The sequence below is a fragment of the Halomonas sp. HNIBRBA4712 genome (genome assembly GCF_043558675.1).
GTDB lineage: Bacteria > Pseudomonadota > Gammaproteobacteria > Pseudomonadales > Halomonadaceae > Vreelandella.
Genome location: NZ_JBIFXR010000003.1, coordinates 422,925 through 434,389, shown reverse-complemented (window position 1 = coordinate 434,389; position 11,465 = coordinate 422,925). Strand labels below are relative to the sequence as shown.

The following is an 11,465-nucleotide window of genomic DNA, read 5'->3' as shown; positions in this document are numbered from 1 at the left end:
TTCTGTCATCCCATCCTGGTGTGGCTTTCTGCCGTGCCTTCTGATCACGTTATTACAGGTTTTCCATGACACGATATATCTTCGTGACCGGCGGCGTTGTGTCCTCTCTTGGCAAGGGCATCGCGTCGGCCTCGCTGGCGGCGATTCTAGAGGCCCGCGGTCTCAAGGTCACCATGCTCAAGCTCGACCCGTACATCAACGTGGATCCGGGCACCATGAGCCCGTTCCAGCACGGCGAGGTGTTCGTCACCGAGGATGGCGCGGAAACCGATCTGGACCTTGGCCACTACGAGCGCTTCATTCGTACCAGAATGACCCAGGGCAACAACTTCACCACCGGCCGGGTCTACGAGCACGTGCTGCGCAAGGAGCGCCGCGGCGACTACCTGGGCGGCACGGTGCAGGTGATTCCGCACATCACCGACGAGATCAAAAAGCGCGTCTATGAGGGCGGTGAGGGCTTCGACGTGGCGCTGGTCGAGATTGGCGGCACCGTCGGCGATATCGAGTCGCTGCCGTTTCTGGAGTCCATTCGCCAGATTCGAAGCGAGCTGGGCGCGAGCCGGGCGATCTTCATGCATCTGACGCTGGTGCCCTATATCAAGACCGCCGGCGAGACCAAGACCAAGCCGACCCAGCACAGCGTCAAGGAGCTGCGCTCGATCGGCATCCAGCCGGATATCCTTATCTGCCGAAGCGAAGTCGAGCTCGAGGAGAGCGAGCGGCGCAAGATCGCGCTCTTTACCAACGTCGAAGAGCGCGCGGTGGTGCCGCTTCAGGACGCCGACACCATCTACCGCATCCCGCTGATGCTCCACGAGCACGGCCTCGATGACATCGTCTGCGACAAGCTGCGCCTGGAAGCCGAGCCCGCGGATCTCGCCGAGTGGGTGAAGGTGCTCGACGCCAAGCTCAACCCGCTGAAGTCGGTGAGCATCGCCATGGTCGGCAAGTACATGGAGCTGCTCGACGCCTACAAGTCGCTCAACGAGGCGCTGATTCACGCCGGTATCCAGGGGCGCATCAAGGTCAACGTCGACTACATCGACTCCGAAGACATCGAGCGCCACGGCACCGAGCGCCTGGCGGGTAAGGATGCGATTCTCGTGCCCGGCGGTTTCGGCGAGCGCGGCGTGGAAGGCAAGATCAAGACCGCCCAGTTCGCCCGCGAGAACAACGTGCCCTACCTGGGGATTTGCCTGGGGATGCAGGTCGCGGTGATCGAGTACGCGCGCAACGTCGCCGGCTGGGCAGACGCCAACTCCACCGAGTTTACCCACGACACGCAGCATCCGGTGGTCGGTTTGATCACCGAGTGGCTCAATAGTGAAGGCAAGATCGAGCTGCGCGACGCCGCCTCTGACCTGGGCGGTACCATGCGCCTGGGCGGTCAGGTATGCCACCTGAAAGCGGGCAGCCGCGCCCGTGAAGCCTACGGCTCGGACGAGATCGTCGAGCGCCACCGCCACCGTTTCGAGGTGAACAACCAGTTCATCGACGAACTCGAAAAAGCGGGGCTGGTGATTTCCGGCAAGAGCGTGGATCAGTCGCTGGTCGAAATGGTCGAGCTTGCCGATCACCCCTGGTACGTGGCGTGCCAGTTCCATCCGGAGTTCACCTCCACGCCGCGCGATGGCCACCCGCTGTTCTCGGGCTTCGTCAACGCCGCCCTCGAGCACAAGGCGACGCGCACCCGCGCTCACGCCGCCCCCCACGAGTAAGGAGCGACGATGGCTGTCAACGAACGCCATATCGACATTGCTGGCCTGAAGGCCGGCAACTCCCTGCCGCTGATGCTGCTTGGCGGCATGAACGTGCTGGAGTCCGCCGAGCTTGCCGATGAAGTCGCGAGCGCCTACGTCGAGGCGACCACGGCGCTTGGCATGCCCTACGTCTTCAAGGCGAGTTTTGATAAGGCCAACCGCAGCTCGATCCACTCGTTTCGCGGGCCGGGCCTTGAAAAGGGCCTCGAGATCCTCGCCGATATCAAGGCGCGCTACGGCGTGCCGATCATCACCGACGTCCACGAGCCGCATCAGGCCGCAGCGGCGGCGGAGGTGGCGGATATCATCCAGCTACCTGCGTTTCTCGCTCGCCAGACCGATCTGGTCGTCGCCATGGCCAAAACCGGGGCGGCGATCAACATCAAGAAGCCGCAGTTTCTCGCCCCTCACGAGATGCGCCACATCATCACCAAGTTCATCGAGGCCGGCAACGACCGCCTGATGCTCTGCGAGCGCGGGTCGAGCTTTGGCTACAACAACCTGGTGGTGGACATGCTCGGCTTTGGCGACATGAAGGAGACCGGCTACCCGCTCTTTTTCGACGTCACCCATTCGCTTCAGCGCCCAGGCGGGCGTGCCGATAGCGCCGACGGGCGCCGCGCCCAGGTGGCGGAGCTTGCTCGCGCCGGGGTCGCCGTGGGACTGGCCGGGCTCTTTCTGGAAGCGCACCCGGACCCGGACACCGCCAGGTGCGACGGGCCGTGTGCTCTGCCGCTTGATCAGCTCAAGCCGTTTTTGACCCAGCTTTCACGGCTCGATGCGCTGGTGAAAGGCTTCGAACCGCTGGTGATACGCTAGGCCCCCTGGCCGCGCGTGCCCGACAGGAAACGCCGTTTTTCCGCCAATCGATAATCAAAAGGATGCTGTCATGACCAGGATTGTAGATATCTCCGCGCTGGAAGTGCTCGACTCTCGCGGCAACCCGACCGTAAGCGCCACGGTGCGCCTGGAAAGCGGGGCAGTGGGCCAGGCCTGCGCGCCCAGCGGCGCTTCGACCGGCTCGCGGGAAGCGCTCGAGCTTCGCGATGGCGACAAGGCGCGCTATTTGGGTAAGGGCGTGCTGAAGGCGGTGGAGGCGGTCAACGGCAGCATCCGTGAGACGCTGGTCGGCATGGACGCGCGCGACCAGCGCGGTATTGATAACGCCATGCTTAAGCTTGACGGCACCGATAACAAGGCGAACCTCGGCGCCAACGCCATTCTCGCGGTGTCGCTGGCGGCGGCGAAGGCGGCGGCGAACGCCAAGGGCGTGGCGCTCTACGCCCACATCGCCGAGCTTTACGGCAAGCCTGGCCACTACAGTATGCCGGTGCCGATGATGAATATCCTCAATGGCGGCGAGCACGCGGACAACAACGTCGATATCCAGGAGTTCATGGTTCAGCCGGTGGGCGCGGCCAACTTCCGCGAAGGGCTTCGCGTCGGTGCCGAAATTTTCCACGCGCTGAAGAAAGTGCTTTCCGCGAAAGGGCTCTCGACCTCCGTGGGTGACGAGGGCGGCTTCGCGCCGAACCTCTCTTCCAACGCCGAGGCGCTCGCCGTCATCAAGCAGGCGGTGGCGGACGCCGGTTACACCCTTGGCAGTGACGTGACGCTCGCGCTCGACTGCGCTTCCTCCGAGTTTTACAAGGATGGCCAGTACGTGCTCGCCGGCGAAGACAAGCGCTTCGACGCCCAGGGCTTCACCGATTATCTCGCCGGGCTCTGCGACGACTACCCGATCGTCTCCATCGAAGATGGCATGGACGAGTCCGACTGGGACGGTTGGAAGGCGCTGACCGACAAACTCGGCGACAAGGTGCAGCTCGTGGGCGACGACCTGTTCGTCACCAACACGAAAATCCTCAAGCGCGGCATCGACGAAAAGATCGGCAACTCCATTCTGATCAAGTTCAACCAGATCGGCTCGCTTTCCGAGACGCTGGACGCCATCCAGATGGCTCAGGACGCCGGCTTCACCGCGGTGATTTCGCACCGCTCCGGTGAAACCGAAGACACCACCATCGCCGATCTGGCCGTGGGTACCGCCGCCGGCCAGATCAAGACCGGCTCGCTGTGCCGCTCCGACCGGGTCGCCAAGTACAACCGTCTGCTCGCCATCGAAGCCGAGCTCGGTAGCGTCGAGTATCCCGGCCTCAAGGCGATCAAGGGGCAGTAAGCCGAAAGGGCGGTGATGTAAGTCATGTCTCAAGAGCATGTAAGATATGGCTTACCTTGCGAGATGGAACGTGCGTCAATGTTCTTTTTAAATGTTAAAGGTGATTGGCAATCGATTGATAATTAATCGGTTTTTAATGTCGTTGACACAGGGGCGAACTTTCGGGTTTGCCCCTTTTAATTATTCCCGGCTTTTTTGTTAACCGCCGAATCTCTGTCACACTGACCGTAGGACAAGGGGAGGCAAGGATGCTTTAGGCAGGGCAATAAGCGAGAAAACGGTGCGCCGGGTGATGCAGGACGTTGGCCCTGGCAGGGACGTTCACCGAGGAGGTATGACACAGGGAGTGGTCAGAGGAGAAGCTGGGAGCGGGCGGCCTGAGGGCCGCCTTTTTTGTGCCCGCTTTTTGCGGGCAGGCTTTATAGCAAAGCTATTAGTGGTTATAAGAAAAATAGATTGTTATTCCATTAAGCTATTGCTTATCATTGCCCGCCTGAATTAGCGGGCTATCTGTTTTCACACTAACGGCCTGCCCGCTGACGGTTTCACCGCATTCTACTCAGGAGGCGCTTTCATGACCTGGTGGGTCGTTATCAACGTATTCATTTTCGCGCTGGCGATTGCGCTACTGGCGCGCTGGCAGCGCCGCGGCGCGAGTCTTTCGCGCGTCGTGCTGGTGGGGCTGGTCGTCGGCGTGGTGCTCGGCGCCGTTCTGCAGGCGCTCTACGCCGACACAGAAACCCTTACGGGCACCATCGACTGGGTCAATCTGGTCGGCGGCGGCTACGTGCAGCTTCTCAAGATGATCATCATGCCGCTGGTGCTGGTGACGATTCTGTCGGCGGTCACGCGGCTGCACGATGCAAGTTCGCTTGGCAAGATCAGCTTTGGCGTACTGGCGATGCTGATGATCACTACGGCGATCTCGGCGGTGATCGGCATCGGCATGACCCAGCTTTTTGGCCTTTCTGCCGAGGGGCTGGTACAAGGGGCGCGGGAGCTCGAGCGCGGCCAGGACATCATCGAGCGCAGCGCTCAGGTGGCGGATCTGACCGTGCCGCAGCTGCTGTTGTCCTTCATTCCCAGCAACCCCTTCCAGGACCTGGCCGGCGCGCGTCCGACCTCGATCATCAGCGTGGTGATCTTCGCCGCTTTTCTGGGCATGGCGGCGCTTGGCATCAAGCGTGAGAACGCCGCGCTCGGCGACAAGCTGATCGACGGTATCGACGTGGTGCAGAAGTGGATCATGCGCCTGGTGCGCATGGTGATTCGCCTCACTCCTTACGGCGTCATGGCGCTGATGACCAAAGTGGTCGCGACGTCTGACGTGGGCGACATCCTGGGGCTTCTCGGCTTCGTGATCGCTTCTTATATCGGGCTTGGCTTGATTCTGGTGATGCACGCGCTGTTTCTCTCCGGCGCCGGCGTCAACCCGCTGCGCTACTTCCAGAAAGTATGGCCGGTGCTGACGTTCGCCTTCACCTCGCGCTCGAGCGCGGCGACCATTCCGCTCAATATCGAAGCTCAGGTCGACCGTATCGGCGTGCCGCCGGCGATCGCCAACTTCGCCGCCTCCTTTGGCGCGACCATCGGTCAGAACGGCTGCGCGGGGCTTTATCCTGCCATGCTCGCCATGATGATCGCGCCAACGGTAGGCATCGATCCGCTCTCGCTCGAGTTTCTGGCGACCCTGGTACTGGTGGTGACGCTGGCATCCTTCGGTATCGCTGGGGTCGGCGGTGGCGCAACCTTCGCCGCGATCATCGTACTTTCGACGCTGGATCTGCCGATTGCGCTGGCCGGGCTTCTGATCTCGATCGAGCCGCTGATCGACATGGGCCGCACGGCGATCAACGTCAACGGCTCAATGACCGCGGGCACGGTGACCAGCCGGCTGCTGGGCCAGCACGACGGCGCGGTGTTCGCCGCCGAGTCCGACGAGCTGGGCGAGCCGCGAAACGCTTGAGCTCTCTCATCAAGCCATGAAAAAAGCCACCTCGTCGGGTGGCTTTTTCGTGTGTCTGTGCCTGGGAGGCGCTCAGCGTTCGAGCTTGTCCATCTTGCCGCTCTTGCCGTCCCACTCCTCGGCGTCGGGCAGCGGGTCCTTCTTTTCGTTGATGTTGGGCCATACCTCGGCGAGCTCGGCGTTGATCTCGATGAAGGGCTCCTGACCGTCCGGCAGCTCGTCTTCCGAGAAGATCGCCTCGGCGGGGCACTCCGGCTCGCACAGCGCGCAGTCGATGCACTCGTCCGGGTGGATCACCAGAAAGTTCGGGCCTTCGTAGAAGCAGTCGACCGGGCAGACTTCCACGCAGTCGGTATATTTGCACTGGATGCAGTTTTCGGTAACGACAAACGTCATCGGTTGGGTCCTCTTGCCTGGCCGCCGGCCAAGGTAATCGTAAATGATTGCTAATCGTGAATGGTTATAAGCTAACCGCTTTTTATAAGCTAAAGCGCATGCCGGGTATTCTAGTGGGGGCGCCGGTTCGCGGCAAGCGCGAACTGGCCGGTCATAGAAGCGCCCGCCACTGGTAAAGCAGCGCCAGCGCCTCCCGCGGCGACAGATCGTCGACCTCGACCTGGGTAAGCGCCTCCACCACCGGGTGCGGGGCGCTGGCGAACAGATCGCTTTGCAGCGGCGCGCTTACCGCGTGCGCCGGACGCTGCTGCTCGTCGACGTCGCGCTGCTCGAGCGTGGCGAGCTTCTCGCGGGCGCGGCTTATTACCGCGCCGGGCACGCCAGCGAGCTGCGCCACCTGCAGGCCGTAGCTCTGGCTCGCCGGCCCCGCCTCGATGCGGTGCATGAAGACGATGGTGTCGCCGTGCTCGGTGGCGGTGAGATGGATGTTGGCCACGCCTTCGGCTTGCTCCGGCAGGGCGGTCATCTCGAAGTAGTGGGTGGCGAACAGCGTCAGCGCGCGCGTGGTCGCCAGCTGCTCGGCGCTCGCCCAGGCAAGCGATAGGCCGTCGAAGGTGCTGGTGCCGCGGCCGATCTCATCCATCAGCACCAGGCTCTGCTCGGTGGCGTTGTGCAGGATGTTGGCGGTTTCGGTCATCTCCACCATGAAGGTGGAGCGCCCGCCGGCAAGATCATCCGAGGAGCCGATGCGGGTGAAGATACGATCGAGCGGGCCGATCTCGGCGCTTTGGGCCGGCACGAAGCTGCCGCAGTGGGCGAGCAGGGCGATCAGCGCGGTCTGGCGCATGTAGGTCGATTTACCGCCCATGTTGGGGCCGGTAATGACCAGCATGTGCCGCTTGGGCGAAAGCTCGATGTCGTTGGGCACGAAGGGCGTTTGGCTGACGTGCTCGACCACCGGGTGGCGTCCGGCGCTGACGTGGATACCGGTCTCCGCTGTGAGCGTTGGGCGTACCCAGCCCAGCGCCTCGGCGCGCTCGGCGAAGGCGCAGAGCACGTCGAGCTCGGAAAGTGCCTGGGAGGTGGCCTGGAGTTCGTGCAGGTGATTATTGAGCTCACCCAGAAGCCGGTCATAGAGCCATTTCTCCCGCGCCAGCGCCCGGGATTTGGCCGACAGCGCCTTGTCCTCGAACTCCTTGAGCTCCGGGATGATGAAGCGTTCGGCGTTTTTCAGCGTCTGGCGGCGAATGTACTCCGCCGGCGCCTGCTGGGCCTGGGCGCGGGGCAGCTCGATGAAGTAGCCGTGCACCCGGTTGTAGCCCACCTTCAAATTCGAAAGTCCGGTGCGCTCGCGCTCGCGCCGCTCGAGCTCGACCAGATACTCGCCGGCGTTCTCGGCAAGCCCCCGGTGCTCGTCGAGCTCGGCATCGAACCCTTGTGCAATAACGCCGCCGTCGCGGATCACCACCGGCGGGTTGGTGATGATCGCGCGGGTCAGGGTGTCCGCGGTTTCCGGATAGGGGCGGATGTGGGGCTTGAGCGCATCGAGGGCGCTGCCGCTCTCTACCGCGGTCAGCAGGCGCTGCAGCTCAGGCAGGGCGTTGAGCGCATCGCGAAGGCGGGCCAGATCCCGCGGGCGGACGCTGTAGAGCGCGACACGCGCGAGGATCCGCTCGATGTCGCCAAGCTCGGAAAGCGCCTCGCGAAGCGCCATGTAAGCGCCGTCCAGACTCAGCAGCGCAACCCCGGCCTGGCGCCCCTTGACCAGCTCGGTCTGGCGCAGCGGGCGGTTGAGCCAACGCTTCAAGAGCCGCGAGCCCATGGGCGTGGCGCAGGTGTCGAGCACGCTCGCCAGGGTGTTGTCGCTGCTGCCGCCGAGATTGGTGTCGATCTCCAGATTGCGCCGGCTGGCGGCGTCGATCACCACCGCGTCGTCGCGGTTCTCTACCGTGATGGCGGTGACGTGGGGCAGGCGCGAGCGCTGGGTGTCGCGAGCGTAGTCGATCAGCACGCCGGCGGCGATCAAGGCGGTGGAGAGATGCGCGCAGCCGAAGCCGCGCAGGTCCTGCACCTCGAACTGGTCGCACAGGCTGCGCGTCGCGCTATCCAGATCGAATAACCATTCGCCCTGGCGGCGCAGACTGCGCTTTTGCGACCAGGCCTCGGGCAGCGTGAGGTTTTCCGGCACCAACAGCTCCGCCGGCGCCAGACGGGTCAGCTCGGCGAGCATCTCCGCCTCGCTTTCGACTTCGAGCACGTTGAAGCGCCCGCTCGATAGCTCGAGCCAGGCAAGCCCGAAACGCTCGCGGCCAGGGGCGAGGGCGACCAGCACGTTGTCGCGCCGGGCGTCGAGCAGCGCTTCGTCGTGCAGCGTGCCCGGGGTGACGATGCGCACCACTTGGCGCTCGACCGGGCCCTTGCTGGTCGCCGGGTCGCCGATCTGTTCACAGATCGCCACGGATTCACCGGCGGCCACCAGCCGGGCGAGATACCCTTCCGCGCTGTGGTAGGGCACACCGGCCATCGGAATCGGCTTGCCGCCGCTTTGGCCGCGCGCGGTCAGGGTGATATCCAAAAGCGCGGCGGCGCGGCGGGCGTCGTCGAAGAACAGCTCGTAGAAATCCCCCATCCGGTAGAACAGCAGTACCTCCGGGTGGTCGCGTTTTATCTTCAGATACTGCGCCATCATCGGCGTATGCGCGGGGCTTTGTGACATGGACGTTCTGGCCTGGCGGGGCGCAAACCGGGGCTGCGCCGCGTGCTGTATTCGAGTTTCGTACCCGGCGCCTGCAAACGGGGCCGTCGGCGAGGACGCTCGCTGCAAGTTCTATGGGCAACCAAAACGCAGTATTCTACGCTGAACGAAGCGCTTACATGAAGGAGTCTGCATGACCGCTGACGCGTCCGGCTTGAAAAACCTCGATCTGACGCTGCTCGCCAGGCGTTTGGGCAAACGCTGCACCGAGCGGGGTTTCACGCTGACCACGGCGGAGTCCTGCACCGGCGGCGGTATCGCCTCGATGATCACCTCGGCGCCGGGAAGCTCCGCCTACTTCGAAACCGGGTTCGTCACCTACTCCAACCAGGCCAAGACCCGGCTGCTGGGCGTAGCCAGCGAAACGCTCGACGCCCATGGCGCGGTGAGCGAGGCGGTGGTCAACGAGATGGTGCGCGGGGCGTGCCGTGAAAGCGGGGCGGCGCTCGGCGTGGCGGTCAGCGGCGTGGCCGGCCCCGGCGGCGGCAGCGCCGACAAGCCCGTGGGGCTGGTCTGGCTGAGCGTGGGCAGTGAGCGCGAGCAGCGCGCCCAACGCTTCGTCTTTCCCGGTGACCGGGCGGCGGTGCGCGAGCAGGCGGTGCGCGAGGCACTAATTGCCCTGATGCTCTACCTTGGAACCGATGGTCAGGCGTAGAAATCTACCGCGATCAGCGGTTTGAGCGCGCCGACGCCGAGTAAATAAATAGCGCGACAGGGATAGGTTTTGCGGCCAATATTTGGCATAATACTGGCTAATTATACAGGTTGTTACGAGGACGTTTTACATGGCTCAAGATGAAAACCGTACCAAGGCACTGAACGCCGCGCTCAGCCAGATCGACCGTCAGTTCGGCAAGGGCACCGTGATGCGCCTGGGCGACGCGCCGCGCGTGGTAATGCCGTCGGTCTCGACCGGATCATTAGGGCTCGATATCGCGCTCGGCATTGGCGGGCTGCCCTACGGGCGGGTCGTGGAAATCTTTGGCCCGGAGTCCTCGGGCAAGACCACGCTGACGCTTTCGGTCATCGCCCAGGCGCAGAAGCAGGGCAAGGTGTGCGCCTTCGTGGACGCCGAGCACGCGCTGGACCCGAGCTACGCCGAGAAGCTCGGCATCAATCTCGATGACCTGCTGGTTTCCCAGCCCGACACCGGTGAACAGGCCCTCGAGATCACCGACATGCTGGTGCGCTCCGGCGGGGTCGACGTCATCATCATCGACTCCGTGGCCGCGCTCACCCCGCGCGCCGAGATCGAAGGCGAAATGGGCGACGCCCACGTGGGTCTTCAGGCGCGTTTGATGTCCCAGGCGCTGCGCAAGATCACCGGTAACATCAAGAACGCCAACTGCCTGGTGGTGTTCATCAACCAGATCCGCATGAAGATCGGCGTGATGTTCGGAAGCCCCGAAACCACTACCGGCGGTAACGCGCTCAAGTTCTACTCCAGCGTACGCCTGGACATTCGCCGCACCGGCTCGGTGAAGTCCGGCGACGAGGTCACCGGCAACGAAACCCGCGTGAAGGTGGTGAAGAACAAGGTCGCACCGCCTTTCCGCCAGGCCGAGTTCCAGATTCTCTACGGCAAAGGCATCTACCACGCTGGCGAAGTGATCGACCTGGGCGTGCAGTGCAACCTGGTCGACAAGGCCGGCGCCTGGTACAGCTACAAGGGCAGCAAGATCGGCCAGGGCAAGGCCAACGCCTCCCAGTACCTGGAAGAGCATCCGGAGATCATGGAAGAGATCGAAAGCCAGATCCGCGATCAGCTGCTGGCCAAGGCCGAGCCCAGGAAAGAGGAAGAGGTCGCCGCGGCGGACGACGACGCGGACGGCGAAGACAGCCTGATCTGATCGGCCGACCCACCACCCGGAGAGAGCCATGTTCGGCGCCGGCAACGCGACCCCGCGCGGGGTCGCCATTGACCTGCTGGCCCGGCGCGAGTACTCCCGCGCTGAGCTGCACCAGAAGCTTTTGCAAAAGGCATTCGATGAGGCCGAGATTCTCGAGTGCCTGAACGCCCTCGAAGAGCAGGGCCTGCAGGATGACGCGCGCTTTGCCGAGAGCTTCGTGCGCTCGCGGGTGCTGCGCGGCCAGGGGCCGATGCGTATCAAAATGGAGCTTGGCCGACGCTGTATCAAAAGCGACCTTCAGAGCGATGCGCTGCGCCTGGTCGCCGAGCAGGAGCGCATCGACTGGTTCGAGCTTGCCGCCGAGACCTTGCAGCGGCGCTTTCGCACCAGCGGCGCGTCGGATGGCGAGCGCTTTGTCCCGCCCAAAGAGCGCGCCAGGCGCGAGCGCTTTCTCGCCCAGCGCGGCTTCGATTTCGACCAGATCCGCTACGCGCTCACAACACTTTCCGATTGAATCCCACCCGTCACGCTTTCTCGCAGCGCCCGTTCACGGGGC

Annotated in this window: 9 protein-coding genes; 7 read left to right on the top strand and 2 right to left on the bottom strand. The window is 63.6% G+C overall.

Features of this window, described 5'->3' with window-relative positions; translation table 11 throughout:
• Window positions 1–65 precede the first annotated feature (65 nt).
• The 4 genes from ACGK9R_RS09220 (at window position 66) to ACGK9R_RS09205 (ending at window position 5,908) form a co-directional block, all read left to right on the top strand.
• Window positions 66–1,721 (top strand): CTP synthase, encoded by a 1,656-nt coding sequence (locus tag ACGK9R_RS09220; protein WP_394580461.1) that lies wholly within the window; start codon window positions 66–68, stop codon window positions 1,719–1,721.
• Window positions 1,722–1,730: 9 nt separating this feature from the next.
• On the top strand, window positions 1,731–2,582 hold the full coding sequence (gene kdsA / locus ACGK9R_RS09215) for a 3-deoxy-8-phosphooctulonate synthase (RefSeq protein ID WP_394580459.1): 852 nt from the start codon (window positions 1,731–1,733) through the stop codon (window positions 2,580–2,582).
• Window positions 2,583–2,652: 70 nt separating this feature from the next.
• On the top strand, window positions 2,653–3,942 hold the full coding sequence (gene eno / locus ACGK9R_RS09210; protein ID WP_394580457.1) for a phosphopyruvate hydratase: 1,290 nt from the start codon (window positions 2,653–2,655) through the stop codon (window positions 3,940–3,942).
• A gap of 574 nt (window positions 3,943–4,516) precedes the next feature.
• Window positions 4,517–5,908, top strand: coding sequence for an L-cystine transporter (locus ACGK9R_RS09205; protein WP_394580456.1), 1,392 nt, complete (start codon window positions 4,517–4,519; stop codon window positions 5,906–5,908).
• 72 nt (window positions 5,909–5,980) lie between these two features.
• Here ACGK9R_RS09205 and fdxA read toward each other — a convergent pair whose 3' ends face one another.
• Both fdxA and mutS read right to left on the bottom strand, forming a co-directional pair.
• Complete coding sequence (fdxA, locus tag ACGK9R_RS09200; RefSeq protein ID WP_394580454.1) at window positions 5,981–6,304, bottom strand: ferredoxin FdxA; 324 nt, start codon at window positions 6,302–6,304, stop codon at window positions 5,981–5,983.
• Between the two features lie 151 nt (window positions 6,305–6,455).
• Complete coding sequence (gene mutS / locus ACGK9R_RS09195; RefSeq protein WP_394580452.1) at window positions 6,456–9,020, bottom strand: DNA mismatch repair protein MutS; 2,565 nt, start codon at window positions 9,018–9,020, stop codon at window positions 6,456–6,458.
• A 172-nt stretch (window positions 9,021–9,192) separates the two neighbouring features.
• On the opposite strand from mutS, the gene ACGK9R_RS09190 reads away from it, so the two are divergent.
• The 3 genes from ACGK9R_RS09190 to ACGK9R_RS09180 all read left to right on the top strand — a co-directional run bounded on the left by ACGK9R_RS09190 (window position 9,193) and on the right by ACGK9R_RS09180 (window position 11,423).
• On the top strand, window positions 9,193–9,714 hold the full coding sequence (locus tag ACGK9R_RS09190; protein ID WP_394580450.1) for a CinA family protein: 522 nt from the start codon (window positions 9,193–9,195) through the stop codon (window positions 9,712–9,714).
• A gap of 130 nt (window positions 9,715–9,844) precedes the next feature.
• A complete protein-coding gene (gene recA, locus ACGK9R_RS09185) occupies window positions 9,845–10,909 on the top strand; it encodes a recombinase RecA (RefSeq protein ID WP_394580449.1) in 1,065 nt (354 codons plus the stop codon).
• Window positions 10,910–10,937: 28 nt separating this feature from the next.
• Window positions 10,938–11,423: a regulatory protein RecX gene (locus ACGK9R_RS09180; protein ID WP_394580447.1), complete on the top strand. Its 486-nt coding sequence runs from the start codon at window positions 10,938–10,940 to the stop codon at window positions 11,421–11,423.
• The last annotated feature ends 42 nt before the right edge of the window (window positions 11,424–11,465 follow it).